This window comes from Streptomyces sp. SM11, from assembly GCF_002910905.1.
GTDB lineage: Bacteria > Actinomycetota > Actinomycetes > Streptomycetales > Streptomycetaceae > Streptomyces.
Genome location: NZ_NEUE01000252.1, coordinates 68,022 through 93,497, shown reverse-complemented (window position 1 = coordinate 93,497; position 25,476 = coordinate 68,022). Strand labels below are relative to the sequence as shown.

Here is a 25,476-nt window from a genome sequence, read left to right as displayed (position 1 = left end):
GCCGCCGCCGCACGGTCACCGAAAGTGACGCGGCGCCGGGCGTCCGGAGGGTGAACTCCCTTCGGACGCTCTTTCGTTGAGCGACGCGGAGGTTTTCGGTTGAACAAGTGAGCCCGTGGGCCCCCGGGGGGATGGAAACCACGGCAAGTTGGTCGAAAACGCTGTGAGTGGGCGTACTTCGTGATTCCCTCGTTGAAGAGAACATTCAGCCCTCGGACCCCAGTTGGACCAGATCGGGCGCTCCCCACCTCCCACGCGCAGTCATCCGGGGGCGTCCTGCTGTCCATGCGTCCATGTGTGTTTGCGGAGCCCACCCATGCTCACCACCCTCCAGACGGCCTATTCCGATACCCGCGCCGCCGACCTGGCCTGGATGCTGGGGAGGGAACCGCTGCCAGCCCTGGCGGTCCTCGACCTCCGGCTCGACGGCGCCGAACTCCAGTTGAGGCTGCTCGGCGCCTCCCACCAGGTCCTCCTCCAGGAGGACCGCGGAGTCTGCTCCGAGACCGTGGCCTGTATGCCCGGCAGCAGCACCCCCCTGCCCCTCGGCGTCGCGAAGCGGCTCGGGGACTGGGAGTACGAATTCGCGGCGCGCGTCGAGACCCTGACCCAGGGCCAGTTCGCCGGGCGGGCGCAGGAGTTGCTCGCCCTGGTGAGCGACCACCCGCACGGCCTGGCAGGTACCTTCCCCGGCAGTCCGCACGCCTTCACCGCGATGCTCGCCCAGCGTGCCGAGGGTCAGGTGCGGTGGCGCACCTGGCACGCGTATCCGCAGGAGGGGCAGTTGGTGGTGACCCGGACCAGGGTGGGGGTGCGGATTCCCGCGCCAGCGGCCTGACGGGCCGGGGCACTTACACCCGTGTGGGTGACAAGCCGCGATGGTGCAGTGACGTAGCGTTCGCATCATGATCGACCAGCAGATCTCGCTGCGAGGGGGCGCGGCGCGGCTACCCGTACGGCCGAGGACCGGCCGGTTCCTCGTGCTGGCCGCGGTCTTCATCTGCGCCGCCTGCGGTCTCGTCTACGAGCTCGAACTGGTCGCGCTCGCCTCCTATCTGATCGGCGACTCGGTCACCCAGGCATCCGTCGTGCTCTCCGTGATGGTGTTCGCGATGGGCATCGGCTCCCTTCTCGCGAAACGTTTGCGCTGCCATGCCGCCGTCGGTTTCGGGATGGTCGAGGCGGCCCTCGCACTGATCGGCGGTTCCTCGGCACTGGTGCTCTACGCCTCGTTCGCCTGGCTCGGTGAATCGCAGTACGCGCTGGTCGGGTTCTCGCTGGCGATCGGGGTGCTGATCGGCGCGGAGATCCCGCTGCTGATGACGCTGATCCAGCGCGTCGACCGGCAGGACGCGGGCGGGGCCGTCGCCGACCTCTTCGCAGCCGACTATGTGGGCGCGCTGGTCGGCGGGCTCGCGTTCCCCTTTCTGCTGCTGCCGATGCTGGGGCAGTTGACCGGCGCGCTGTTCACCGGCGCGGTCAACGCGGCGGCGGGCGGCGCGCTGGTCCTGTGGGTGTTCCGGCGCGACCTCAGCTCCCGTTCCCGGTGGCTCCTCGTCCTGGTCAACGTCTCGGTGATCGCGGTCCTGGGCACCGCCACGGTGCTGGTCGACGACTTCGAGTGGGCGGCGCGGCGGGCGGTGTACGGGGACCAGGTGCGGGTCGCGGTGCAGACCGGGGTGCAGGAAGTCGTCCTGACCGGGGCCGACCGCGATTCCCTCGACCTCTATCTGGACGGCAGGCTGCGGGTCAGCGCCCGCGACGAGTACCGCTACCACGAGGCGCTGGTGCACCCCGCGATGAACGGGCCCCGCGCCCGCGTGCTCATCCTGGGCGGCGGCGACGGCCTCGCCGCCCGCGAGGTGCTGCGCTACCCGGACGTCCGCTCGGTCACCGTCGTCGAACTGGACCCCGCCGTCACCCGACTGGCCCGTACGGATCCCGCCCTCTCCGAGCTGAACGACCACGCCCTGCGCGACCCGCGTCTCACGGCGGTCGGGGCGGACGAGTTCCGCTGGCTCCGGGCCGACCGGGGGCGCTACGACGTGGTGATCTCCGACCTCCCCGACCCGGGCATCACCGCCAGTACGAAGCTGTACTCCGCCGAGTTCTACGGGCTGGTCGCGGAGGCCCTGGCCCCGGACGGGCGGCTCGTGGTGCACGCGGGGCCGATGGGGGCCCGGCCGCGGACCTTCTGGACGGTGGAGGCCTCGGTGCGCGCGGGCGGCCTCGCGACCCGCCCGTACCGTGTCACCGGCCGGTACGCCGGCTTCGCCGCGAGCCCGGACCGGGGCGGCGGTGATGAGGGGGAGCGGCAGGACTGGGGGTTCCTCCTCGCCGGACGGGGTGCCGCGCCGCAGCCCGCGCTGGCCGCCGGAGGGCCCGTACCGCGGTCGCTGGGCGGCCGGGAGCTGCGCGAGGGGGTGCGGGCCGCGGACGACGCCCGGCTGCCGGGGCTGGCCCCGTCGACGCTGGTCCATCCGCGGTACTGGGAGGACGTCTGAGCCCGTTCGGGGGCGCGGCCCGGCGCCTCCCCGGCATGAGGGCCCGGCTTTCTGCGGGCGGAAGCGCTGACGTCCGGGCCGGGGCCGATTAGGCTCGGTTTCCATGGAGCATGAGGTGTTCGTTCCGGTTCCCGTCCCGACCCTGCTGCGCACGCTGGCCGATCCCGCCCGGGTCGCCCGCTGCGTCCCCGGTCTCCAGCAGGACGCCGACGCGTCGGCGTCGCCCCTGGCCGGCCGGCTGAAGCTCCGGGCCGGCGGCCACACCATCACCTACCGGGGCGAGCTGCGGCTCACCGGACCGGAGGGCGGCGGAGGCTCCGGCGGCCGGCGCTTCTCGGTGACCGGGAAGGGCGTAGAGGCCCGGGGCACCGGCACGGTCGAGCTGGCCCTGACCATCGGCCTCACGGAGGCGGACGGCGGGACGACACTCGCGTACAGCGGTACGGCAGACGGGGACGGGCGGCTGGTCGAGCTGGCGGAGGGCACGCCACTCGCCGCCGCCCACCGGCTCCTGGACCGTTTCACCCAGCAGCTGGTGACGGAGTCACTGGCGGCGCGGGACGCGGACGAGGAAGCGGGGGAGGGCGCCGGAGAGGAGAGCGGCGACGAGGACGGTGCGGTGGCCGCCGAGGGGCTCGCGGGCGACGAGGACGAAGAGCCTTCTCCCGAGGCTGACGAAGAGCCTTCTCCCGATGCCGATGCCGATGCCGATGCGGGCGACGACGACTCCGGATCCGTGTTCGACTCGCCCGTGCCGCCGCCCTCGCTCGACCCCGTCGCCGGGGTGGAGTTCACCGTTCCGGACGAACCGCCCGCCGAGGCCGCGCACGCCCGCCGCACCATGATCGGACGCAGTGCCGAGGAGGTCGACCACGCGCCCCCGCGGGGCCGCTACGCCCCCGTGCCCTCCCCGGAAGCGGGCGGCGTGAGCACCACCCTGCGGTGGGCCGCCCCGGCCGCCGCGCTCGCGCTCGCCTCCGCCGTGGTGCTGGGCCGGGCGCTGCGGCGCCGGAGGTAGCGGGCGCCGGAGGCGATGACGGCCAGTAAGGTCGTCGGGTGAGCAGGAGCGAAGAGAACGTCAGGCTGACCGTCGGCGACGCCGAGTTGACCGTCGACCCCCTGCACGGCTGCCGGATCAGCAGCCTGCGGACCGGGGGCACCGAACTGCTCCGCCAGGGCGAGCGGTACGGCTGCTTCCCGATGGTGCCCTGGTGCGGACGTACCGGGTACGGGCAGTTCCGCAACGGCGACGCGCTCCACGAGCTGCCGCTGAACTCCCTGCCGCACGCCATCCACGGCACCGGCCGGGACACCGAGTGGCACACCGCCCGGGCGGACGAGGACCGGGCGGCCTTCTACTACGACCTCGCCGAGCCCTGGCCGTACCCGGGCCGGGTGACACAGACCTTCGAGCTCACCGAGGACACGCTGACGCTCGGCCTCGCCGTCGAGACGTACGGCAACTCCTTCCCGGCCCAGGCCGGCTGGCACCCCTGGTTCCACCGCACCCTCGACGGCCGGGCCGCCGAGCTGTCCTTCGACGCCGCCTGGCAGGAGGAGCGCGGCGCGGACCATCTGCCCACCGGCCGCCGCATCGACCCCCTGCCCGGCCCGTGGGACGACTGTTTCGGCATGCCCGACGGCGTGGACGTGAAGCTCACCTGGCCGGAGCGGCTGGAGCTGACGGTGAGGAGCCGCAGCGAATGGGTGGTCGTCTACGACGAACAGGACGAGGCCGTCTGTGTGGAGCCGCAGTCCGGCCCGCCCGACGGGCTGAACACCACGCCCCGGCTGGTCACCCCGATCGACCCGCTGGAGATCACGACGACCTGGAGCTGGACGCGGCTCTGAGGCGGTGCCCGGACGTGGGTCCGGCCCGTACCGCTTACCCTCGTGGACATGACTGACGTACGCGCTGACCTGCTCCAGCAGATCAAGGACAAGGCCGTGGTGCACGGCAAGGTGACCCTCTCCTCGGGTCTGGAAGCCGACTGGTACATCGACCTGCGCCGGATCACGCTGGACGGCAAGGCCGCGCCGCTGGTCGGCCAGGTCATGCTCGACGCCACCGCCGAGCTGGACTACGACTGCGTCGGAGGGCTGACGCTGGGCGCCGACCCGGTCGCCACCTCGATGCTGCACGCCTCCGCCGCCCGCGGTGCGGCACTGGACGCGTTCGTCGTCCGCAAGGCGCAGAAGGCGCACGGGATGCAGCGCCGGATCGAGGGCACCGATGTGAAGGGCCGTCGCTGCCTGGTCGTCGAGGACACCTCGACGACGGGCGGTTCGCCGCTGACCGCCGTCGAGGCGGTGCGCGAGGCGGGTGGCGAGGTCGTCGCCGTCGCGGTGATCGTCGAGCGCGGGGCCGCCCCGGCGATCGCCGAGGCCGGTCTGCCGTACGTCCAGGTCTATTCGGTGGCTGATCTCGACCTGGGCTGAGTCGGCCGGATCCGCCCCGATCCGACTGATCCGGGTGTGACCTGCGGCTTTCGGCGAGGGTGGGTGGTTTCACGTGAAACCACCCACCCCCGCTCCGTGTCCCGTCCGCGTCCTGTTCCGGCTCCGGAGGGGTCCGCCGGGTGGAGCAGGAGGGAGAGTCTGGGAAGATGGGGGCGACGATGACGTCGCCCCCAGGTCAGGGACTTACGCCTGCACACCCGCACATCCCAAGGAGCGGTCAGATGCCCATCGCAACCCCCGAGGCTTACGCCGAGATGCTCGACCGGGCAAAGGCGGGCAAGTTCGCCTACCCGGCCATCAACGTGACCTCGTCCCAGACTCTGCACGCCGCCCTGCGCGGTTTCGCCGAGGCCGAGAGCGACGGCATCGTCCAGATCTCCACCGGTGGTGCGGAGTTCCTGGGCGGCCAGCACAACAAGGACATGGTCACGGGTGCGGTCGCCCTGGCCGAGTTCGCGCACATCGTCGCCGCGAAGTACGACGTCACCATCGCGCTGCACACCGACCACTGCCCCAAGGACAAGCTGGACGGTTACGTACGTCCGCTGCTCGACGTCTCCGCCGAGCGCGTCGCCAAGGGCCTGAACCCGCTGTTCCAGTCCCACATGTGGGACGGTTCGGCCGAGACCCTCGCCGACAACCTGGCCATCGGTCAGGAGCTGCTGGCCAAGGCCGCCGCCGCCAGGATCATCCTTGAGGTCGAGATCACCCCGACCGGCGGTGAGGAGGACGGCGTCACGCACGAGATCAACGACGAGCTGTACACGACCGTCGACGACGCGCTGCGCACCGCCGAGGCGCTCGGCCTGGGCGAGAAGGGCCGCTACCTGCTGGCCGCCTCCTTCGGCAACGTCCACGGCGTCTACAAGCCGGGCAACGTCGTGCTCCGTCCCGAGCTGCTGAAGGACCTTCAGGCGGGCGTCTCCGAGAAGTACGGCAAGCCGGCCGGCAGCCAGCCGTTCGACTTCGTCTTCCACGGCGGCTCGGGCTCCACCGCCGAGGAGATCGCCACCGCGCTGGAGAACGGCGTCGTGAAGATGAACCTCGACACCGACACCCAGTACGCCTTCACCCGCCCGGTCGTGGACCACATGTTCCGCAACTACGACGGTGTCCTGAAGGTCGACGGCGAGGTCGGCAACAAGAAGACCTACGACCCCCGCACCTGGGGCAAGGCCGCCGAGGCCGGCATGGCCGCGCGCGTCACCGAGGCGTGCGCGAACCTGCGCTCCACCGGTACGAAGCTGAAGTAACCACCCGTAGTCACGGACGTACGGTCGCGGGCCCGGTCCTCCTTCGGGGGGCCGGGCCCGTTGCCGTGCCGGGAGAGAGAAGAGGACCTGTTGTGGGTGCGCCCTACGATTTCGACACCGTCGTCGACCGCCGGGGCACCTGGTGCGTCCAGTGGGACGGGGTCGCGGACCGGTTCGGGGCGGACGGGCTGCTGCCGTTCACCATCTCCGACATGGACTTCGCCACGGCGCCGGAAGTGCTGGCCGCGCTCCGCGCCCGGCTGGAGCACGGGGTGTTCGGCTACACCACCTGGCAACAGGACGACTTCCGCTCGGCGATAGCCCACTGGTACGCCACCCGGTACGGCACCACGATCGACACCGGGCAGCTGGTCTACGGCCCGTCCGTGCTCAACCAGCTCTCCCAGCTGCTCCGGATGTGGACGGTGGAGGGGGACGGCGTCGTCGTCCACACCCCCACGTACGACGGCTTCCGCAAGGCGATCACCGGGCTCGGGCGCGAGCCGCGGGGGGCGCCGGTGGGGGACGAGGCGGCGCTGGAGCGCGAGCTGGCCCGCCCCGATGCGAAGGTCCTGGTGCTGTGCTCGCCGCACAACCCGACGGGGTACGTGTGGACGGCCGAGGAGCTGGGCCGGACGGCCGCGCTGGCCGAGCGGCACGGGGTCGCGGTGATCAGCGACGAGATCCACGCGGACTTCGTGCACGAGGGGGATGCGGGGCGCGTCCACGTGCCGTGGCCGCGGGTGGCGGGGGCCGGGCGCTGGGCGCTCATCTCCTCCGGGTCGAAGGCGTTCAACTTTCCGGCGCTGACCGGTTCGTACGGGCTGATCGGCGATCCGGCCGACCGGGCGGAGTTCCTGCGCCGGATGGAGACGGCGGAGGGGCTGGCGTCGCCGGCCGTCCTGTCGCTGACCGCGCACATCGCGGCGTACCGGGAGGGGGCGGCGTGGCTGGACGCGGTACGGGCGTATGTGGCGGGGAACCTGGGCCATGTCGCGGAGCGGCTGGGGGCGGACCTTCCCGAGCTGGGGTGGGTGCCGCCGCAGGCCGGGTATCTGGCGTGGATCGACCTGCGGCCGCTGGGGGTGGACGACGCTGCGCTGCAGCGGGTCCTGGTGGAGCGGGAGAAGGTGGCGATCATGGGGGGCTCCGTCTACGGGGCGCCCGGGTTCGTCCGGCTGAACGTGGGGTGTCCTCGGGGGAAGGCCGAGGTGGGCGTGGGGGCGCTGGTGCGGGCGGTGGAGGCGGTGCGGTAGCGGGTGGATTCGGGGGCGCTGCCCGGGCTCCCGTTGCGGGGGCGCTGCCCCCGGACCCCCGCTCCTCAATCGCCGGAGGGGCTTGAATTCCGCCCCCCGGTCCGTCGAGTGCGGGGAGAGGCGAGCCGGGGCAAGCTGCTCCTATGGCTGCTGCCCCCGCGCCCGGTGAGATCCGGGTTGCCTCGTCCGTCGGGCGTTGGGTCGTCCTGACCACCGTGCTCGGCTCCAGCATGGCGCTGCTGGACTCCACGGTCATCAACGTGGCCCTGCCCCGCATCGGTGCGGACCTCGGCACCGACATGGCCGCGCTCCAGTGGACCGTCAACGCGTACATGCTCACGCTCGCCGGGCTGATCCTCCTCGGCGGGGCGCTCGGGGACCGGTACGGGCGGCGGCGGGTGTTCGTGGTGGGGGTGGTGTGGTTCGCGGTGGCCTCGTTGCTCTGCGGGATCGCGCCGGACGCGGGGGTCCTCATCGCCGCACGGGCCCTCCAAGGGGTCGGTGGCGCGCTGCTCACGCCGGGTTCTCTCGCGATCGTCCAGGCCAGTTTTCATCCGGACGACCGGGCGCGGGCCGTGGGGCTCTGGTCCGGGTTCGGCGGGGTCGGGGCGGCCGTGGGGCCCTTCGTGGGCGGCTGGCTCGTCGACGGGCCCGGGTGGCGGTGGGTGTTCCTGCTCAACCTGCCGCTCGCCGCCCTCTGCGTACCCGTCGCACTCCGCCACGTACCGGAGTCGCGGGACCCGGCGGCGCATGGCCGGTTCGACGTGCTGGGGGCCGTGCTCGGGGCCCTGGCGCTCGCCGGGGTGACGTACGCCCTGATCGAGGCCCCGGGGCGGGGTGCGTCGCCCGTGGTGATCGGGTCGGCCATCGGCGGGGTGCTGCTGGGGGCCGCGTTCGTGGCGGTCGAGCGGCGGCGGGCGGATCCGGTGCTGCCGCCGTCGATCTTCCGCTCCCGTCTGTTCACCTCGGTCAACCTGGTGACCTTCTGTGTCTACGCGGCCCTCGGCGGCTTCTTCTTCCTCTCCGCGATCCAGCTCCAGGTCGTCGCCGGGTACTCGGCGCTGGGGGCCGGTACCGCGCTGCTGCCCACCACCGTGCTCATGCTGCTCTTCTCCGCCTCGGCCGGGGAGCTGGGGCGGCGCATCGGGCCCCGCATCCCCCTCACGGTGGGGCCGCTGCTCGCCGCCGCCGGGATGCTCCTGATGCTGCGGGTGGGGTCCGGCGCCCGCTCCGCCGGTTCGTACGTCAGTGAGGTGCTGCCCGCCGTCCTGGTGCTCGGCGCCGGGCTCGTCGTGGTCGTCGCGCCGCTCACCGCGACCGTCCTGGCCGCCGTGGACGCCGGGCGGGCCGGGCTGGCCAGCGGGATCAACAACGCCGCCGCGCGGGCCGCCGGGCTCATCGCGGTGGCCGCCCTGCCGCTGCTCGCCGGGATGGGGCCGGAGGCGTACCGGGACGCGGGCGAGTTCGCCGCGACCTTCCGGCGGGCGATGCCGATGTGCGCCGGGCTGCTGGTGGCGGGCGCGGTCATCGCCTGGTGGACGGTGCGTACGCCGGCCGCCGCTGCCGACGTCCGCGGCGAGCGGCCCGAGTGCGTGGTGCACTGCGGGGTCGCCGCCCCACCGCTGGAGCCGGAACACCAACGGGAGGGCGAGCCCCCGGGGCCTTCGTGAACGCGCTGTGCCACGGAGCCGGGGCGCGGTGCCGCCGGGCCGTCGCGGCAGGCACACTTGAGCCATGTCCATCCACGAGAACCTGCTCGGCGGCCCCGCCCCGACCCATCTCCCCGACGACCCCGAACCGCGCGAGCTGCTCGCCGCCGGCACCCCGCCCGCCGACGTCGCCGCGAAGTACCCCACCTCCTCGCTCGCCTGGGCGCAGCTCGCCGACGAGGCGTACGAGGGCGGCCGGGTCGTCGAGTCGTACGCCTACGCCCGTACCGGCTACCACCGCGGCCTCGACTCCCTGCGCCGGGCCGGCTGGAAGGGCCACGGCCCCGTCCCGTTCGAGCACGAGCCGAACCGCGGCTTCCTGCGCGCCCTGCACGCCCTGGCGCGGGCCGCCGGGTCGATCGGGGAGACCGAGGAGCACGAGCGCTGCTCGACGTTCCTGCGGGACTCCTCGCCGACCGCCGCCGACATCCTGAGCTGAGCAGCTCTCCTCCGCGCTCCCCGCCCACGCGAAGCGGGCGGGGAGCGGCTTAGGATGCGAGCAGGGGACCGGAGCTCCATCACCTCACGGAAGGGGCGGACCGCTACCCGGAAGCTCGTGTCGAGGAGACAGAAATGTCGACGAATCACCCCGACCCCGAAGCCACCGGTGCGGACACCCCGCACCTGGACTTCGCGGGAACGACTCCGTACGAGGACTATGTCCAGGCGGATGTCCTGACCCACCTCCAGCACCTGCGCTCGGACGATCCCGGCGAGATGGTCTTCCTGGTCACCACCCAGGTCATGGAGCTGTGGTTCACGGTCATCGTCCACGAGTGGGAGACCGCGACCCGCGCCCTGCGCGAGGACCGCATACCCGTCGCGCGCGACGCCCTGAAGCGTTCGCTGCGCGAGCTGGAGGCGCTCAACGAGTCCTGGCGGCCGCTGGCCGGACTCACCCCCGCCCAGTTCAACTCCTACCGGGGATCCCTCGGCGAGGGATCCGGGTTCCAGTCCGCGATGTACCGGCGGATGGAGTTCCTGCTCGGCGACAAGTCCTCCTCGATGCTGGTGCCGCACCGGGGCGCTCCCCGGGTGTACGCCGAGCTGGAGAAGGCGCTCGGGGAGCCCAGCCTGTACGACGAGACCCTCGCCCTGCTGGCCCGGCGCGGGTATGCCGTTCCCGGGACGGTCACCGGCCGGGACCTGACCAAGCGGTACGAGCCGTCGCCCGAGGTCGAGGCCGTGTGGGCGGAGATCTACGCCTCCGACGACCAGAACGACGAGCTGGTGCGCCTCGGCGAGCTGCTCACCGACGTCGGCGAGCTCGTCTGGCGATGGCGCAACGACCACCTCGTCGCCACCCGGCGCGCGATGGGCTCCAAGACCGGCACCGGCGGTTCCGCCGGGGTGGCCTGGCTGGAGAAGCGCGCCACGAAGAACGTGTTCCCCGAGCTGTGGACGGCGCGCAGCCATGTCTGAGACCTCCCGTGACCTGCTCCGTGAACGGGCGCTGAAGCTCGACGCCGCCGACCCGCTGGCCGACCGCCGCGCGCTCTTCGCGCTCGACGACGGCGTCTACCTCGACGGCAACTCCCTCGGGGCGCTCCCCGTCCACGTCCCCGCCCGGGTGCAGGACGTCCTCACCCGTCAGTGGGGCGAGCTGCGCATCCGGTCCTGGGACGAGAGCGGCTGGTGGACCGCGCCCGAGCGGATCGGCGACCGGATCGCCCCGCTCGTCGGGGCCGCCGCAGGACAGGTCGTCGTCTCCGACTCGACCAGTGTGAACGTCTTCAAGGCGGTCGTCGCGGCCGCCCGGCTCGCGGGCGGGGGACGCGACGAGATCCTGGTTGACGCGACGACCTTTCCCACGGACGGGTACATCGCGTCCGCCGCCGCCCGGCTCACCGGTCACCGGATCGTGCCCGTCGCGCCCGACGGCGTACCGGACGCGCTCGGTCCGCGTACCGCCGCCGTGCTGCTCAACCACGTCGACTACCGCTCCGGCCGGCTGCACGATCTGCCCGGGCTGACCGCGGCCGTCCACGCGGCGGGGGCGATCGCGGTGTGGGACCTCTGCCACAGTGCGGGCGCGCTGCCCGTCGGGCTCGACGAGCACGGGGTGGACCTGGCCGTCGGCTGCACCTACAAGTACCTGAACGGCGGCCCCGGTTCGCCCGCGTACCTGTACGTCGCCGAGCGCCACCAGGCCGCCTTCGACTCGCCGCTGCCGGGCTGGAACTCGCACGCCGACCCGTTCGGCATGACCCCCGACTACGCCCCGGCGGACGGTTCCGTACGGGGCCGGGTCGGTACGCCCGACATCGTCTCCATGCTGACGCTGGAAGCGGCGCTGGACGTGTGGGACGGGGCCGGTGTGGACGCCGTGCGGGCCAAGTCGCTGGCGTTGACGGACTTCTTCCTGGAGTGCGTCGAGGCGTACGCGCCGGCGGGCCGGGTCACCTCCGTCACCCCGGCCGCGCACGCCGAACGCGGCAGCCAGGTCGCCCTGCGCTGCGACGGGGCGGAGCCCGTGATGCGCCGGCTGATCGAGCGGGGCGTCGTCGGCGATCTGCGGCGGCCGGACGTGCTGCGGTTCGGCTTCACCCCGCTGTACGTCGGATTCGCCGACGCGGAACGGGCGGCGCGGATTCTCGCCGAGGTGCTGGCCGAGCTGCCCGCCGGCGACACCGTCGGCTGACGGCTCGTCACAGCCTGTTCGGCCGGGCGGGGACGGTGCCGCGTGCCTGGTACCGTCCCCGCAGGTCAGCCCAGTTGGGCACCGGACACAGGCATAGCCATAGGACGGTTGAGCAGCATGTCGGATTCTGCCGCGCGTGATCGGGACGTCGCCGAGATGGAGTCGGCGTTCGCACATCCGGAGGTCACCCCCGACCGGTCCGCCGCCTACGGTGACCACCCCGACCAGGTCGTCGACTTCTACGCCCCGCGCGACGGCCGCACCGGCGCCCCGCTCGTCGTCCTCCTCCACGGTGGCGCCTGGCGGGCCCCGTACGACCGGGCGCATGCCTCCCCGCTCGCGGACTTCCTGGCCCGCCGGGGCTTCGCCGTGGCGAGCGTGGAGTACCGGCGCGGCGGCGACGACATCCCGCAGCAGCGCGGCGGTGGGGAGAACACCCGGCCGAGCGGTGCCGATCCCGTCGCGGGGCGCTGGCCGGAGACCTTCGACGACGTGGCCGCGGCCCTGGACGCGATGCCCGTGCTGGCCGCCCGCGAGCTGCCGGGCGCCGATGTGCGGCGGATCGTGGTCACGGGGCACTCGGCGGGCGGGCACCTCGCGCTGTGGGCGGCGGCGCGGCACGTCCTGCCCGAGGGGTCGCCGTGGCGGCTGCCCGCCCCGCCGCCGCTGCGCGGGGTCGTAGCCCTGGCCCCGATCGCGGACTTCGCGACGGCGGTCGAGCTGGGGGTGTGCGGCGGCGCGGTCACTCAACTCCTGGGCGGCGGAGCCGGCTTCGAGGAGCGGGCGGCGCACGCCGACCCCGGGGTGCTGCTGCCGACGGGGATCGCCACCGCGATCGTGCAGGGCGTCGACGACATCGTCGTCCCGCAGGCCGTGTCCGAGGCGTACGTCGACGCGGCGGCCAGGTCCGGCGAGACGGTCGGGCTGACGCTGCTCGGCGGCGTCGGGCACTTCCCGCTGATCGATCCGGCCGCCGACGCCTGCGCCGTCGTGGCCGAGGAGATCACCCAGCTCGCCTGGTGAGTTCCTTCGGCCCGCCCGATTGCGGACCGAAAGTGTCCGCAAGGGTCTCTACGTTGGTCCTGTTGCGGCTCGGACGGAGTCGGAACCGACGAAGGAGAACCTCATGACGATCCTGGTGACCGGAGCCACGGGAACGGTCGGCCGCCGTGTGGTCGAGCAGCTGCTGGAGCGCGGCGAGCACGTCCGGGCCCTGACCCGCGACCCGGCGAGGGCGGAGTTCCCGGCCGGTGTCGACGTCGTCCGCGGCGACCTCACGGACCCGGCGTCGCTGGTCCCCGCGCTGGACGGGGTGACCGGGCTGCACCTCATCACCTTCGGCGGAGAGCTCTTCGCCCCGCTGGAGACCGGTGAGGAGATCCTCGGCCTGGCCGGGAAGGCGGGCGTGCGCCGGGTGACCGTGCTCCACGGCGGCGGGGCCACCCCGATGGAGACGGCGGTGCGCGCGAGCGGGTTCGACTGGGCCGTCGTGATGCCGGTGGAGTTCATGGCGAACGCCCTGGAGTGGGCGCCCGGCATCACGGCCGACGGCGTGGTGCGCGAGCCCTTCGTCGGCCGGCTGAGCGCGATGGTCCACGAGGCGGACATCGGCGCGGTGGCGGCCGCCGCACTCACCGAGGACGGCCACGGCGGCCAGGAGTACCTGGTCACCGGCCCGCAGGTGCTGACCGTCCGCGACAAGACGGCGGCCGTCGCAGCGGCGCGCGGCGCGGACGTCGAGCTGGTCGAGCTCACCGAGGAACAGGCGCTGGAGACCTGGCGGGGCCAGGGCATGCCGGAGGACGTGATCGCGTTCCTGATCGACGTCTACCGGGACACCCCGCCGGAGGGCCGGACCGTGCTCGACACGGTGGAGAAGGTCACCGGGCGGCCGGCGCGGACCTTCGCGCAGTGGGCCGAGGAGCACGCGGACCACTTCCGCGCGGGCGCCTGATCGGCACCTGACCAGGGGATCTCCGGTCCCCGGTGCGGTGCGGCGGAGGCGGGTAGTCCTTGAGGGGGACGCCCCGGAATCCGTAGCGATGCTGACGACCCGCCCTCCGCCGCCGCCTACCGTGGAAGCGTGACCGAGACCCAGACGAAGAACCGTGGCCCGGAGTTCCGGGCAGCCGAAGGGGCGATGGACGGCCTGCGGGAGGACCTCTTCCGCCAGGCACTCGCCTACCGCCCCCTGCCGCCGCTGAACCCCGACGGACGGCTGATACGGCGGCTGCCCGAGGGGCTGCGCAAGGGCGTCGTCTGGACCCCGCACGCCCTGGTGCTGTTCGCCGCCTTCCTGGTGATGATGGCCGGCTTCGCCGAGTGGGAGTTCCGCCTCCTGATGGGCCTGGTGCCCGCGGTTCCGGTGGTGATGACCCTCATCAGGCCGGTCGCCGCGTTCTGGGGCTCGATGCTGGCGACCGTCTTCTGCGGGATCCTGACGGGTGAGCTGTGGGGGGCGGGCACCATCGGGGCGCAGATGGTGGTCATGGTCGTCGTGGCCGCCCGGACCCGGCCCCGCACCGCCGCCTGGATGTGGCTGCTGACCCTGCTGTTCGGGATGCTGGCGGAGGGCGGCGACCCGTCCATCACCGCACCCCTGACCACCCTCACCGCCTTCGCGCTGCTCGTCGTCGCCGTGGTCCAGATCCGGCGCGACGCCGAGCGCGAGGTCACCGTGCAGCGCACCGTCACCGCCGTCGAACGCGACCGGCGCACGCTGCTGGAGGAGCGCACCACCATCGCCCGGGAGCTGCACGACGTGGTGGCCCACCACATGTCGGTCGTCGCGATCCAGGCCGAGGCCGCCCCCTACCGGGTCGAGAACCCGCCGCCCGAGCTGGAGCAGGCCTTCGTCACCATCCGGGAGAACGCCGTCGCCGCCCTCACCGAGCTGCGCCGCGTCCTCGGGGTCGTACGGGCGGAGGACTACGAGGCCCCGGACGCCCCGCAGCCCACCCTCGCCGCGCTCGACGGGCTCCTGGACAACGTCCGCGAGACGGGCCTGGAGACCGAGAAGGTGATCACGGGGGCCGTCCGCGAGCTGCCGCAGGGCGTCGAGCTGTCGGCGTACCGGATCGTCCAGGAGGCCCTGAGCAACAGCCTGCGGCACGCGCCGGGCGCCGCCGCCAGGGTCGAGCTCGGCTATGTCCTCGGCGGGCTCGGGCTGCGCGTGGTCAACGGACCCCCGCGCGGCCTGGTCAAGCCCTCGCCGGGGGCCGGGCACGGGATCACCGGGATGCGGGAGCGGGTCGCGATGCTGAACGGCGAGATGACGGCCGGGACGACGGCGGACGGCGGGTACGAGATCGCGGTCTTCCTCCCCGTACCGCTGTCGCAGGAGCCGGAGGCACGGGACGCGACCGGCAGCGGCACGGACACCGGCACGGACACGGACCCGGACGCGACGGGCGGCGGCACCGCCGAAACGGTCGTCGTCGAACGCGTACAGGACGGCCGCGCATGAGCGACACCGACATCCGGGTCCTGATCGTCGACGACCAGATGATGGTCCGCGAGGGTTTCTCGGTCCTGCTGAACGCGATGCCGGGGATCACCGTCGTGGGCGAGGCGGTGGACGGGCACCAGGCCCTCGCCCAGGTCGCCGCCCTGCGCCCGGACGTCGTCCTGATGGACATCCGCATGCCGGAGATGAACGGCATCGAGGCGACCCGCGAGATCGTCGCGCGGGACGCCGACGCGAAGGTCCTGGTGCTGACCACCTTCGACCTCGACGAGTACGTCTACCAGGCACTGCGGGCCGGGGCCTCGGGCTTCCTCCTGAAGGACGCCTCCGCCCGGCAGCTCGCCGACGGGGTCCGGGTGGTGGCCTCGGGCGAGGCGCTGCTCGCCCCGACGGTGACCCGGCGGCTGATCACCGAGTTCTCCAAGCTCGCGGAGCCCCCCCGGCCGCCCGCCCTGGCCCGGATCGGCGATCTCACCGAGCGCGAGACGGAGGTGCTCGTCCTGATCGCGCAGGGGCTCTCCAACGCGGAGATCGCCTCCCACCTGATCGTCGCCGAGTCCACGATCAAGACACACGTCAGCCGCATCCTGGTGAAGCTGGGGCTGCGCGACCGGACCCAGGCGGCGGTGTTCGCGTACGAGGCACGGCTGGTCACGCCGGGTTAGCTCCCCGGTCACCCCGGGGCAGACCCCTTGCGGCGGGCGCGGGCACGGGTAGCGTCAGGTCATGCACGTCTCCTTCGACCCCTGGTCGCCCGCGTTCGTCGCCGATCCCTACCCCGCCTACACCGCGCTGCGCGCCGCCGGCCGGGCGCACTGGTTCGAGCCGACGGGGCAGTGGCTGATCCCGCACCACTCCGACGTATCGGCCCTGCTGCGCGACCGGCGGCTCGGCCGGACGTATCTGCACCGCTTCAGCCACGAGGAGTTCGGCCGCACCGCGCCGCCCGCCGCGCACGAGCCGTTCACCACGCTCAACGGGCAGGGCATCCTCGACCTGGAGGCCCCCGACCATCCCCGGATCCGGCGGCTGATCTCCAAGGCGTTCACCCCGCGTACGGTCGAGAACCTGGCCCCGACCGTACGGCGGCTGGCGGCCGAGCTGGTCGACGCCTTCGTGGCGAAGGGCGGCGGGGACCTGCTGGCGGAAGTCGCGGAGCCGTTGCCGGTCGCCGTGATCGCCGAGATGCTGGGCGTCCCGGAGGCGGACCGGGCCCTGCTGCGGCCCTGGTCGGCGGCGATCTGCGGGATGTTCGAGCTGAACCCCCCGGAGGAGACGGCCCAGGCCGCCGTCCGCGCCTCCGTCGACTTCTCCGCGTATCTGCGCGGGCTCATCGCCGAGCGGCGCGCGCACCCGGGTGACGACCTGATCTCGGCGCTCATCGCCGCCCATGACGAGGGTGAGCGGCTGACCGAGCAGGAGATGATCTCGACCTGTGTGCTCCTGTTGAACGCGGGCCACGAGGCGACCGTGAACACCACGGTCAACGGCTGGCGCACGCTCTTCCACCACCCGGAGCAGCTGGCCGCCCTGCGCGCCGACCCCGCGCTGCTGCCCACCGCCATCGAGGAACTCCTGCGCTACGACACCCCGTTGCAGATGTTCGAGCGCTGGGTGCTGGACGACATCGAGATCGACGGCCAGGTGATCGGACGGGGCGCGGAGGTGGCGCTGCTGTTCGGCTCGGCCAACCGGGACCCGGAGCGGTTCGCGCACCCGGACACGCTGGACCTGTCCCGGGCGGACAACCCGCACATCACCTTCGGCGCGGGCATCCACTTCTGCCTGGGCGCCCCGCTGGCGCGGCTGGAGCTGACCGCCTCCTTCGGCGAGCTGCTCCGCAAGGCGCCCGCGCTGCGGATGACCGCTGAGCCGGAGTGGCAGCCGGGGTATGTGATCCGGGGGCTGACGGAGCTGCGGGCAGAGGTGTAGGCACGTGGAGGTTCGGGCGCCAAGGCAGGTGCCGCACAGGTGCTCTCGCACCGGTGCGACTCAGCAGGGCGGGCCGCAGTCCTGCGTCGCCTGCGGCTGGGCCAGGACGTCGAAGCCGTACCCGAAGGCGGCGATCCCCGCGACGGCTGCCACCAGCCCGAGGGCGGGACGCCACCGGCCCCGTACGACGGCGAAGACGGCCAGGGCGGCGGCGGCCCCGCCGAGGGCCATGACGGGCAGACCCAGCCAGAAGACGTCCGGGTTGGTCTCGCTCTCGAAGCTGCCGAAGAGGCCTCTCCTGCCGTACGGGAGCCAGACCGCGATGCCCGCGAGGGTGCTGAGCACGGCGGTCAGGCAGCCGGCGGTTCCGGTGACGGCTTCCCGCCGCGAGTCCTGAGTGTTCATGCCCGGGGGACGCGACGGAGCGCGGGGCGGTTTCCGGCACCCTCAGCCCCTTCGGCGATCGAGGAGCGGGGCCCGGGGCGGAGTCCCGGTACTACGTCAGCGGGTACGACCTGCGGCCCGACGCCTCGTCGATCTCGTCGTGCGCCTTGGTCAGCAGTTTCATCGCCAGTTCGTTGAGCGCCCTGGCCCCCGCGATCTCCTCGCCGACCCGCTGCTGGTCGGTGTCCGAGGGATGGCGGCTGGCGTAGCCGTGGGCGCGTACCTCTGTTCCGTCGGAGAGGCGGACGAGCGCCGCCGCACGGGTGCGGTGCGTGTCCTCCTCGAATTCGAGGTCGATGTGCCATCCGACAGCGATCCTGGTCATGACGGTCACCTCCGGGACGTCTCGGGCCGTCTTCTACCAGCGTGCGCCCGCTGTCCCGTCCGCGCTCGCCGGGCCCGGCAGCATCAGCCCCCAGGCGCCCGCCCGGACCGTCCAGGTCCGGGTGCGCACCGGCCCCCCGGTCTGTATGTCCGCCCGGTAGCGGAAGTCCGCGCCGGAGACGGTGACGGCCTTGGCCTCCGCCGTCACCTCCTCGCCCGAGGCGGTACGGACGACGACGTCGACCAGGCCCCCGCCGCCCTGGGAGGTCACCGAGACGCCCCGTACCGGCGTGTCCAGGTCGCTCAGCAGCACCCCGTCCGCCTCGATGCGCAGCCGGTGCGTGCCCGGGAGCGCGGCGGCGGCGACCGGGGCCGGGCGGACCAGGGACGTCATCAGCGAGCGGCAGGTGTCCCAGACGGCCGTGACGCCCGCGTGCGGGCCCCCCGGGCCGGGTGGCGGCGCCGGGGCGGGGATGCGCAGGCGGCCGAGGACCACGCCGTCGCTGTCGTCGACCAGGATGTCCAGGCGTCGCACCGCACCGTCCAGCGCGGTCCGCGCGGCCGCCACCGCGCCCCGGGGGACGCCGAGGGCGTGGGCCACCTCCAGGGCGTGCGCGGCGCCGACGGGGATCAGGGAGAGGACGCCGTCGGCCAGCTCCCGTTCGCGGTGCAGCTGGGCCACCGAGCGCAGCAGCGCGTGATCGTCGCCGATCACCACGGGCCTGCGCGAACCCCGCCGGGACAGGGCCCGCGCGAACTCCTCGGGGGTGTCCGGAAGGCAGATCTTGGCGTGCGAGCCGGCGCTCAGCACGTCCTTGGCGATACGCACGGACTCGCCGTCGGTCCGGCGGGCGACCGGGTCGATGACCACCAGGAGCTGGTCGTCGCCGTCGCCGGGGGGCTCTGCAGCCGACACCTCGGTCCTTCCTCGGGTAGCATCTTGGTGCAAGAGCCCCTTGCGCTACTGCGCCAGGGGCTTCGTCTATTCCGGGGCACCCGGTTCGACGGCTCAGGTTCTGCCGTACATCGTCGTACGGCAGGTACGACCTTTACGTACGCCCCCTGACCTTGGACATGCCCCGCCCGGAAGGGGTGTACGCCTGTGCCCGCACTTGTGCTGCTCGGTGCTCAGTGGGGTGACGAGGGCAAGGGGAAGGCCACCGACCTCCTCGGTGGATCCGTGGACTATGTCGTGCGATACCAAGGCGGTAACAACGCCGGTCACACGGTCGTCGTGGGCGACCAGAAGTACGCACTGCATCTCCTCCCCTCCGGAATCCTGTCGCCGGGCTGTACCCCGGTCATCGGGAACGGTGTCGTGGTCGACCCGGCGGTCCTGCTCTCCGAGCTGAGCGGTCTGAACGAGCGAGGCGTCGACACGTCCAAGCTTCTGATCAGCGGCAACGCTCATTTGATCACTCCGTACAACGTCACGCTCGACAAGGTGACCGAGCGCTTCCTGGGGAAGCGCAAGATCGGCACGACGGGCCGGGGTATCGGTCCGACGTACGCCGACAAGATCAACCGGGTGGGGATCCGCGTCCAGGACCTCTACGACGAGTCGATCCTGGAGCAGAAGGTGGAGGCGGCCCTGGAGCAGAAGAACCAGCTCCTGGCCAAGGTCTTCAACCGCCGGGCCATCGAGGCCGGCAAGGTCGTCGAGGACATGCTCCAGTACGCGGAGCAGATCAAGCCGTTCGTCGCCGACACGACCCTGATCCTGAACGATGCCATCGACGAGGGCAAGGTCGTCCTCTTCGAGGGCGGCCAGGGCACCCTGCTCGACGTCGACCACGGCACGTATCCCTTCGTCACCTCGTCGAACCCGACGGCGGGCGGTGCCTGCACCGGAGCCGGTGTCGGCCCGACGAAGATCAGCCGCGTCATCGGCATCCTCAAGGCCTATACGACGCGGGTCGGGGCCGGTCCGTTCCCGACGGAGCTGCACGACGAGGACGGCGAGGCGCTGCGGCGCATCGGCGGCGAGCGCGGTGTCACCACCGGCCGTGACCGCCGCTGCGGCTGGTTCGACGCCCCGATCGCGCGGTACGCGACCCGGGTCAACGGCCTGACCGACTTCTTCCTCACCAAGCTCGACGTCCTCACCGGCTGGGAGCAGATCCCGGTCTGCGTGGCGTACGAGATCGACGGCGAGCGCGTCGAGGAACTCCCGTACAACCAGACCGACTTCCACCACGCGAAGCCGATCTACGAGAACCTGCCGGGCTGGTCCGAGGACATCACGAAGGCCAAGACCTTCGATGACCTGCCGAAGAACGCGAAGGCGTACGTGAAGGCCCTGGAGGAGATGTCGGGCGCACCGATCTCCGCGATCGGCGTCGGCCCCGGCCGGACCGAGACCATCGAGATCAACTCGTTCCTGTAGGGAACGGGCGAGCAACACCGCGGCGGTGGCGGACGACGGGCACGACGCGTCGTCCGCCGCCGCACACCCGCCTACGCGGGCTGGATGGTGTGACCAACGTGTCCGCCATGAAGGAGCCAGGATGCTGCTGAGATTCCGGGTGGCGAACGTCCGGTCCCTGCGCGACGAGCAGGAGCTGTCGTTCGTCGCGTCCGAGGGAAGCGAGAGGGAGCAGGCCGCCGCGCGCGAGCTTGCCCTTTCCGACGGCAGCCTGCTCCCGGTGCACACCGTCGTCGGGGTCTTCGGAGCCAACGCCTCCGGCAAGTCCAATGTCATCGCCGCGCTGAAGAACATGAAGCACGCGGTGATGCGCTCCTATGCCGACTGGACGTCCTACGACGGCATCCCCCGGGACGAGTTCGCCCTCGACCCGAAGGCAGCCGCGGAGACCTCTCTGTACGAGGCGGACTTCGTCCTCGGCGACGGCGTCCGCTGGACGTACGGGTTCGAGCTCGGTGCACGGCGGATCGAGGCGGAATGGCTCTACGCCTACCCCAAGGGCCGCCGTCAGGTGTGGTTCGACCGGGACGCCGGCCGCGAGAAAGCCTTCGACTTCCCCGGCGACCGTCTCCACGACCGCACCCGCCTGGCACGTACGACCAGGCAGGACGCCCTCCTCCTGACCCGCGCGGCCAATGACGGGCACAAACAGCTCACCCCGGTATTCGACTGGTTCAAGAACAACCTCTGGGACGTCACGCCCGAGACCGAGCGCACTCAGCGCGAGGACTACACGGCCGTGAACCTGCTCCGGAGCGAAGACTTCCGGCGCCGGGCCGAGGAACTGCTGCGGGTCGCCGACCTGGGCATCGCCGAGGTGGAGGTCGAGCAGACCTCGTCCGGGCGCCCTGTGGTGCGGCTGGTCCACGCGGGCGGCGGAGAGCGCACGGCGCTGGACTGGTCCGCCGAGTCCGGGGGCACCCGCTCCTGGTTCGCGTTGATCGGCCCGCTCCTGCTCGCCCTCGACAGCGGCGCGGTCCTCCTCATCGACGAACTGGATGCCAGCCTCCACCCGCGCTTCGCGGCCGAGGTCGTACGTCTCTTCCAGGCTCCCTGGGTGAACCCGAAGGGCGCCCAGCTGATCTTCACCGGCCATGACCCTTCGCTGCTGCGCACCCCGGGCGGCGGCCGGCTCCTGGAGCCGGGCCAGCTATGGCTCACCGAGAAGGACGAGCGCGGCGCGACGGAGCTGTCGTCGGTCGCGGACTGGGAGCCCACGGACGAGGAAGACCTGATGGCGTCGTACCTGGCGGGCTCCTTCGGCGCGGTACCGAAGGTATCCGAGGGGCAGATCGGGCGGCGGCTGGTGCGGACGGACGACTTGGCACAGATGGAGGCGGAGGAGGGCTGATGGCGAGGCCAAGGGGAGGGGACAGCGTTTCCCGCAAGAAGGGCGGAGCGAAGGGCCGCGCGAGCCGTGCCCGTCAGGTGTACATCTTCACCGAGGGCGAGGTCACCGAGCCCGAGTACATCGACATCATCGTGAAGAAGGGCACGCAGGCCACGCCGGGCCGGGGCGTCGATCACCACTTCGAGAACGAGAACGCGGTAGGCAAGCACCGCAAGCCGTACGCCATGGTCAAGGACGCCGTCCGTACCCTGCGCAAGGTCGAGAGAGAGGCCAGGGACGCGGGGCTGACGGCCGAGGACTGGAACTACCCCGAGGTGTGGGTGATCTTCGACCGCGACGACCACCTGAACATCCGCGAGGCCAGGCAGCTCGCGGACAAGGAGGGCGTCAGGATCGCCTACTCCCACCCCTGCTTCGAACTCTGGCGGCTCCTGCGCTACGTGAACTACACCAGCAGCTTCGGCGGCGTATGCGGCGACGCCAACAGCCGGCTCCGCTCCCGACCCGGTTTCGCGGCGGCGTACGGCCGACAGGTACGTACGGTCTCCGAGCAGCAGTCGAAGCACATGCGCGAGGAGCAGGTGCTGAGCGAGGACGGGCAGCGGTACAGGGACGCCAAGAAGTACGCAAAGGCGATCAACAATCGCGTTGAATCAACCAATCCCGAGAAGTGGGACCCGTACACCGACGTCTGGAATTTCGTCGAGGACGGACTTCTCCTCAGCGGCTATCAGGCTGCCTCGACGTACGGCGTCCTCGACGCATGTTGCGGCGATCTCACCTGACCCGAGTCGCTCGGTCCCGGGCGGCGCTCGCACCAGTGCCGGGGTCCGCCCACCGCCGCCGCACCCATGTCCGGGGCGGCCGGACTTTCGCCCCGCTACCCGCTACACCGGTTTCAGCGACGGCTCCCGCGCGGTGGAGTCCGGCTGCACGGCACTGTCCTTGGCGAGGAGTACGGCGATGAGCACGGCGCCGAGGACGAGCAGCCCGGCGGCGATGGTGAGCGTCAGCGAGAAACCTTCCGTCGCCGCGCGCAACGGGCCGCGCTCCTCGCGGCCGGGGAAGAGCAGGGTGATCAGCGCCAGGGCCGCCGGGCTGGCCATGGCCGCGCCCGCCCCCTGGAGGAACCGTCCGGCTGGTGGCCCGCCGTGTCGGGCCGTCCGGCCGGGGTCCCCTTCGCCGGCCGTCGATCGGTGCCCGGTTTTCGTCCGCATGCTGGGCGGGCCCGGAGATTTTACCTTCGGCCCCGCCTCGGTTCGCGGCGGACCCGGATGGACTCCCTCCGGAATAGCTGCTGTTGAGGGCCCTCTTGACGCCATCGCGCCGGTCTGCCGCGACCGGGGCCGGGGTGGCCCGCTCGTTCGCCGAGGATGGTCTAGACCTTGACAGGTCCAGACCATCCTCGCTTGAGTGTCGGCACCCCCACGGCGGCGCAGGCCGGACGTCGCGCCGCGTCCAAGGAGTGTGATCACGTGATTCGACGTGTCATGGCCCTGCTGGTCGCGCTCAGCGCGATCGTCGCGGCGCTCGTCGTCCTTCCCGCCGCCACCGCGCAGGCCGCCACCTGCGCCACGGCCTGGAGCTCCTCCTCCGTCTACACGAACGGCGGCGCGGTCTCGTACAACGGCCGCAACTACACCGCCAAGTGGTGGACCCTGAACGAGCGTCCGGGCACCTCGGACGTCTGGGCCGACCAGGGAGCCTGCGGCAGCGGCGGTGAGGACCCGGGCGAGAACGACGGCTTCGTCGTCAGCGAGGCCCAGTTCAACCAGATGTTCCCGAACCGGAACTCCTTCTACACCTACCAGGGCCTGACCGCCGCCCTGAGTGCCTACCCGGCCTTCGCCAACACCGGCAGCGACGAGGTGAAGAAGCGCGAGGCCGCGGCCTTCCTCGCCAACGTCAGCCACGAGACCGGCGGGCTGTTCTACATCAAGGAAGTCAACGAGGCGAACTACCCGCACTACTGCGACACGAGCCAGTCCTACGGCTGCCCGGCCGGACAGGCCGCCTACTACGGCCGCGGTCCCATCCAGCTGAGCTGGAACTTCAACTACAAGGCGGCCGGTGACGCCCTGGGCATCGACCTGCTGGGCAACCCGTACCTGGTGGAGCAGAACGCCTCCGTGGCCTGGAAGACCGGCCTCTGGTACTGGAACAGCCAGAACGGCCCCGGCACGATGACCGCCCACAACGCCATCGTCAACAACGCGGGCTTCGGCGAGACGATCCGCTCGATCAACGGCGCGATCGAGTGCAACGGCGGCAACCCCGCCCAGGTCCAGAGCCGCATCAACAAGTTCACGCAGTTCACCCAGATCCTCGGCACCACCACCGGCTCGAACCTGAGCTGCTGACCCGTCACCGCGCGACCCCGGCCCGCGAGGGCATCTGAGGGTCCCGAGGGCCCCACCCGAACGGGGGGTGTGTCCGGCTCACGCCGGGCCACCCCCCGTTTCGGCACGCACGCCGGACCGGGTCACGCCACCTTGCGTCACGCCAACCGCACTCATGCCAACCGCACTCACGCCAACTGCGGCTTCACCGACATCAGCAGGTGCCGGTGGGTGTCCGTGCCCGCCCCGTCCGTGATCATCGCGCGCTGTCCGGCTCCCAGCAGCAGGAGCCGCAGCGACGGCTCATCGAACGAGGCCAGGGCGTCCGCCAGATAGCCGGGGTTGAAGGCCACAGTCAGCTCCTCGGCCCCCTCCAAGGCGGCCGGCAGCCGCTGGGACGCCACATCGTCCTCGTAGCCCGCCCGGAGCAGCACGGAGGCGTCGGCGCGGGAGAACGTCATCTGCACCGGGCTGTCCCCGTCGGCGACGACCGAGACCCGCTTGACCGCCTCCGTCAGCCGGGCCCGGTCCACCACCGCGACGGCCGGGTCCGCCATCGCGAACAGCTTCTCGTGGCGGGGCAGCCGGCCCTCCAGGAGCCGTACGGTGGTCCGCGTCCCGGCGTGCTCGAAGCCGGCCGAACCGGCGTCCAGGGCGACGCTCACCGGCCCGGACCGGCCCAGCGAGCGGGCGATCTCGGTGAGCCGGCGCGCGGAGACGATGACGTCGGCGGCCTCGCCGGGGCCGGTCGCCTTCCACGGGAGCGTCCGTACGGCGAAGCGGTACCGGTCGGTCGCGGCGAGCGTCATCGTGTCGCCGTCGAGCCCAAGCCGGATGCCGGTGAGCGCGGGCAGCGTGTCGTCGCGCCCCGCGGCCACCGCCACTTCGGCCACGGCCGCCGCGAACAGCTCCGCGTCCACCGCGCCCCGGACCTGCGGCAGCGCGGGCAGCGCCGGGTAGTCGTCCAGGGGCAGCACGGAGAGGCCGAACCGGGCGCCGTCGCCCGACACCGTGAACCGCGAGCCCTCGACCGCGCACTCCACGGGCCCCTCGGGCAGCACCTTGCAGATGTCCAGCAGCCGCCGCCCCATGACGAGCACCTTCCCGGGCCGTACGACCTCGGCGTCCACGTCGATGCGTGCGGACGCCTCGTAGTCGAGCCCGGAGATCCGCAACCGCCCGGCCTCGCCCCCGCCCTCCGTGTCCAGCAGAAGCCCGCCCAGCACGGGGACGGGCGACCGCACGGGCAGCACGCGGGCAGCCCAGGACACGGCGTCGGTGAGGGCACTGCGTTCGATGCGGAACTCCATGGGGCGCCTTTCCCGGGACGTCGGAAGCCGGGAGCCGGAGGCTGAAAGCCGACTCCTGCGTA

Annotated in this window: 25 protein-coding genes; 20 read left to right on the top strand and 5 right to left on the bottom strand. The window is 72.2% G+C overall.

All coding sequences use genetic code 11. The features are described from left to right. Positions 1-316 precede the first annotated feature (316 nt). The 16 genes from B9S58_RS27440 (at position 317) to B9S58_RS27365 (ending at position 17,221) form a co-directional block, all read left to right on the top strand. On the top strand, positions 317-838 hold the full coding sequence (locus tag B9S58_RS27440) for a DUF2617 family protein (protein WP_103534705.1): 522 nt from the start codon (positions 317-319) through the stop codon (positions 836-838). Between the two features lie 67 nt (positions 839-905). After that, a complete protein-coding gene (locus B9S58_RS27435) occupies positions 906-2,504 on the top strand; it encodes a polyamine aminopropyltransferase (protein ID WP_103534704.1) in 1,599 nt (532 codons plus the stop codon). A 103-nt stretch (positions 2,505-2,607) separates the two neighbouring features. Continuing rightward, the gene (locus tag B9S58_RS27430) at positions 2,608-3,522 is read left to right on the top strand and encodes an SRPBCC domain-containing protein (RefSeq protein ID WP_103534703.1); all 915 of its coding nucleotides are present in this window, start codon (positions 2,608-2,610) and stop codon (positions 3,520-3,522) included. A 38-nt stretch (positions 3,523-3,560) separates the two neighbouring features. Beyond that, positions 3,561-4,355 carry an aldose epimerase gene (locus B9S58_RS27425; protein WP_103534702.1) on the top strand — a complete coding sequence of 265 codons (795 nt, stop codon included), beginning with the start codon at positions 3,561-3,563 and terminating at the stop codon, positions 4,353-4,355. A gap of 48 nt (positions 4,356-4,403) precedes the next feature. Beyond that, positions 4,404-4,943, top strand: a complete 540-nt coding sequence (pyrE, locus tag B9S58_RS27420; RefSeq protein WP_103534714.1) for an orotate phosphoribosyltransferase — start codon at positions 4,404-4,406, stop codon at positions 4,941-4,943. A gap of 242 nt (positions 4,944-5,185) precedes the next feature. Beyond that, complete coding sequence (gene fbaA, locus B9S58_RS27415; RefSeq protein ID WP_103534701.1) at positions 5,186-6,217, top strand: class II fructose-bisphosphate aldolase; 1,032 nt, start codon at positions 5,186-5,188, stop codon at positions 6,215-6,217. A 92-nt stretch (positions 6,218-6,309) separates the two neighbouring features. Then, the gene (locus B9S58_RS27410) at positions 6,310-7,473 is read left to right on the top strand and encodes a MalY/PatB family protein (RefSeq protein ID WP_103534700.1); all 1,164 of its coding nucleotides are present in this window, start codon (positions 6,310-6,312) and stop codon (positions 7,471-7,473) included. Positions 7,474-7,616: 143 nt separating this feature from the next. After that, complete coding sequence (locus tag B9S58_RS27405) at positions 7,617-9,143, top strand: DHA2 family efflux MFS transporter permease subunit (RefSeq protein WP_103534699.1); 1,527 nt, start codon at positions 7,617-7,619, stop codon at positions 9,141-9,143. Between the two features lie 64 nt (positions 9,144-9,207). After that, positions 9,208-9,621: a DUF3151 domain-containing protein gene (locus B9S58_RS27400; protein ID WP_103534698.1), complete on the top strand. Its 414-nt coding sequence runs from the start codon at positions 9,208-9,210 to the stop codon at positions 9,619-9,621. Between the two features lie 134 nt (positions 9,622-9,755). After that, positions 9,756-10,604, top strand: coding sequence for a tryptophan 2,3-dioxygenase family protein (locus B9S58_RS27395; RefSeq protein WP_103534697.1), 849 nt, complete (start codon positions 9,756-9,758; stop codon positions 10,602-10,604). Further along, positions 10,597-11,823: a kynureninase gene (gene kynU, locus B9S58_RS27390; protein ID WP_103534696.1), complete on the top strand. Its 1,227-nt coding sequence runs from the start codon at positions 10,597-10,599 to the stop codon at positions 11,821-11,823. The genes B9S58_RS27395 and kynU overlap by 8 nt, the downstream gene beginning before the upstream one ends. Positions 11,824-11,940: 117 nt before the next feature. Further along, the gene (locus B9S58_RS27385) at positions 11,941-12,846 is read left to right on the top strand and encodes an alpha/beta hydrolase (RefSeq protein WP_103534695.1); all 906 of its coding nucleotides are present in this window, start codon (positions 11,941-11,943) and stop codon (positions 12,844-12,846) included. A gap of 103 nt (positions 12,847-12,949) precedes the next feature. Next, positions 12,950-13,777, top strand: coding sequence for an SDR family oxidoreductase (locus B9S58_RS27380; protein ID WP_103534694.1), 828 nt, complete (start codon positions 12,950-12,952; stop codon positions 13,775-13,777). A 129-nt stretch (positions 13,778-13,906) separates the two neighbouring features. Beyond that, positions 13,907-15,289: a sensor histidine kinase gene (locus tag B9S58_RS27375; protein WP_103534693.1), complete on the top strand. Its 1,383-nt coding sequence runs from the start codon at positions 13,907-13,909 to the stop codon at positions 15,287-15,289. After that, positions 15,286-15,954, top strand: coding sequence for a response regulator transcription factor (locus tag B9S58_RS27370; protein ID WP_103534692.1), 669 nt, complete (start codon positions 15,286-15,288; stop codon positions 15,952-15,954). Before B9S58_RS27375 ends, B9S58_RS27370 begins: the two co-directional genes overlap by 4 nt. A gap of 61 nt (positions 15,955-16,015) precedes the next feature. Further along, positions 16,016-17,221, top strand: coding sequence for a cytochrome P450 (locus tag B9S58_RS27365; RefSeq protein ID WP_103534691.1), 1,206 nt, complete (start codon positions 16,016-16,018; stop codon positions 17,219-17,221). 60 nt (positions 17,222-17,281) lie between these two features. Here the strand turns inward: B9S58_RS27365 and B9S58_RS27360 are convergent, their stop codons facing one another. The 3 genes from B9S58_RS27360 to B9S58_RS27350 all read right to left on the bottom strand — a co-directional run bounded on the left by B9S58_RS27360 (position 17,282) and on the right by B9S58_RS27350 (position 18,905). Continuing rightward, the gene (locus tag B9S58_RS27360; RefSeq protein WP_103534690.1) at positions 17,282-17,626 is read right to left on the bottom strand and encodes a hypothetical protein; all 345 of its coding nucleotides are present in this window, start codon (positions 17,624-17,626) and stop codon (positions 17,282-17,284) included. 91 nt (positions 17,627-17,717) lie between these two features. Next, entirely contained in the window at positions 17,718-17,990 is a 273-nt protein-coding gene (locus tag B9S58_RS27355; protein WP_103534689.1) for a DUF1876 domain-containing protein, read from the bottom strand. Between the two features lie 33 nt (positions 17,991-18,023). Continuing rightward, entirely contained in the window at positions 18,024-18,905 is an 882-nt protein-coding gene (locus B9S58_RS27350) for a diacylglycerol kinase (protein WP_103534688.1), read from the bottom strand. Between the two features lie 186 nt (positions 18,906-19,091). Between B9S58_RS27350 and B9S58_RS27345 the strand changes: the two genes are divergently transcribed. The 3 genes from B9S58_RS27345 (at position 19,092) to B9S58_RS27335 (ending at position 22,550) form a co-directional block, all read left to right on the top strand. Then, the gene (locus tag B9S58_RS27345) at positions 19,092-20,375 is read left to right on the top strand and encodes an adenylosuccinate synthase (protein WP_103534687.1); all 1,284 of its coding nucleotides are present in this window, start codon (positions 19,092-19,094) and stop codon (positions 20,373-20,375) included. 121 nt (positions 20,376-20,496) lie between these two features. Then, a complete protein-coding gene (locus tag B9S58_RS27340; protein WP_103534686.1) occupies positions 20,497-21,765 on the top strand; it encodes an ATP/GTP-binding protein in 1,269 nt (422 codons plus the stop codon). After that, positions 21,765-22,550 (top strand): RloB family protein, encoded by a 786-nt coding sequence (locus B9S58_RS27335; protein ID WP_103534685.1) that lies wholly within the window; start codon positions 21,765-21,767, stop codon positions 22,548-22,550. Before B9S58_RS27340 ends, B9S58_RS27335 begins: the two co-directional genes overlap by 1 nt. A gap of 102 nt (positions 22,551-22,652) precedes the next feature. On the opposite strand, the gene B9S58_RS27330 is transcribed toward B9S58_RS27335, so the two are convergent. After that, positions 22,653-22,871 (bottom strand): hypothetical protein, encoded by a 219-nt coding sequence (locus B9S58_RS27330; RefSeq protein ID WP_258045090.1) that lies wholly within the window; start codon positions 22,869-22,871, stop codon positions 22,653-22,655. Positions 22,872-23,240: 369 nt separating this feature from the next. Here B9S58_RS27330 and B9S58_RS27325 point away from each other — a divergent pair, with 369 nt between their 5' ends. Continuing rightward, complete coding sequence (locus B9S58_RS27325; protein ID WP_103534684.1) at positions 23,241-24,125, top strand: glycoside hydrolase family 19 protein; 885 nt, start codon at positions 23,241-23,243, stop codon at positions 24,123-24,125. Positions 24,126-24,292: 167 nt separating this feature from the next. On the opposite strand, the gene dnaN is transcribed toward B9S58_RS27325, so the two are convergent. Further along, entirely contained in the window at positions 24,293-25,414 is a 1,122-nt protein-coding gene (gene dnaN / locus B9S58_RS27320) for a DNA polymerase III subunit beta (protein ID WP_103534683.1), read from the bottom strand. Positions 25,415-25,476: the final 62 nt, after the last annotated feature.

Bases quoted from the DNA above. Each gene is read 5' to 3' on its own strand.
- B9S58_RS27400 (WP_103534698.1), top strand. From the start codon at position 9,208: ATGTCCATCCACGAGAACCTGCTCGGCGGCCCCGCCCCGACCCATCTC.
- B9S58_RS27395 (WP_103534697.1), top strand. From the start codon at position 9,756: ATGTCGACGAATCACCCCGACCCCGAAGCCACCGGTGCGGACACCCCG.
- B9S58_RS27330 (WP_258045090.1), bottom strand. From the start codon at position 22,871: ATGGCCAGCCCGGCGGCCCTGGCGCTGATCACCCTGCTCTTCCCCGGC.
- B9S58_RS27340 (WP_103534686.1), top strand. From the start codon at position 20,497: ATGCTGCTGAGATTCCGGGTGGCGAACGTCCGGTCCCTGCGCGACGAG.
- B9S58_RS27440 (WP_103534705.1), top strand. From the start codon at position 317: ATGCTCACCACCCTCCAGACGGCCTATTCCGATACCCGCGCCGCCGAC.
- B9S58_RS27385 (WP_103534695.1), top strand. From the start codon at position 11,941: ATGTCGGATTCTGCCGCGCGTGATCGGGACGTCGCCGAGATGGAGTCG.
- B9S58_RS27335 (WP_103534685.1), top strand. From the start codon at position 21,765: ATGGCGAGGCCAAGGGGAGGGGACAGCGTTTCCCGCAAGAAGGGCGGA.
- fbaA (WP_103534701.1), top strand. From the start codon at position 5,186: ATGCCCATCGCAACCCCCGAGGCTTACGCCGAGATGCTCGACCGGGCA.
- kynU (WP_103534696.1), top strand. From the start codon at position 10,597: ATGTCTGAGACCTCCCGTGACCTGCTCCGTGAACGGGCGCTGAAGCTC.
- B9S58_RS27435 (WP_103534704.1), top strand. From the start codon at position 906: ATGATCGACCAGCAGATCTCGCTGCGAGGGGGCGCGGCGCGGCTACCC.
- B9S58_RS27370 (WP_103534692.1), top strand. From the start codon at position 15,286: ATGAGCGACACCGACATCCGGGTCCTGATCGTCGACGACCAGATGATG.
- B9S58_RS27430 (WP_103534703.1), top strand. From the start codon at position 2,608: ATGGAGCATGAGGTGTTCGTTCCGGTTCCCGTCCCGACCCTGCTGCGC.
- B9S58_RS27360 (WP_103534690.1), bottom strand. From the start codon at position 17,626: ATGAACACTCAGGACTCGCGGCGGGAAGCCGTCACCGGAACCGCCGGC.
- B9S58_RS27380 (WP_103534694.1), top strand. From the start codon at position 12,950: ATGACGATCCTGGTGACCGGAGCCACGGGAACGGTCGGCCGCCGTGTG.
- B9S58_RS27365 (WP_103534691.1), top strand. From the start codon at position 16,016: ATGCACGTCTCCTTCGACCCCTGGTCGCCCGCGTTCGTCGCCGATCCC.
- pyrE (WP_103534714.1), top strand. From the start codon at position 4,404: ATGACTGACGTACGCGCTGACCTGCTCCAGCAGATCAAGGACAAGGCC.
- dnaN (WP_103534683.1), bottom strand. From the start codon at position 25,414: ATGGAGTTCCGCATCGAACGCAGTGCCCTCACCGACGCCGTGTCCTGG.
- B9S58_RS27355 (WP_103534689.1), bottom strand. From the start codon at position 17,990: ATGACCAGGATCGCTGTCGGATGGCACATCGACCTCGAATTCGAGGAG.
- B9S58_RS27405 (WP_103534699.1), top strand. From the start codon at position 7,617: ATGGCTGCTGCCCCCGCGCCCGGTGAGATCCGGGTTGCCTCGTCCGTC.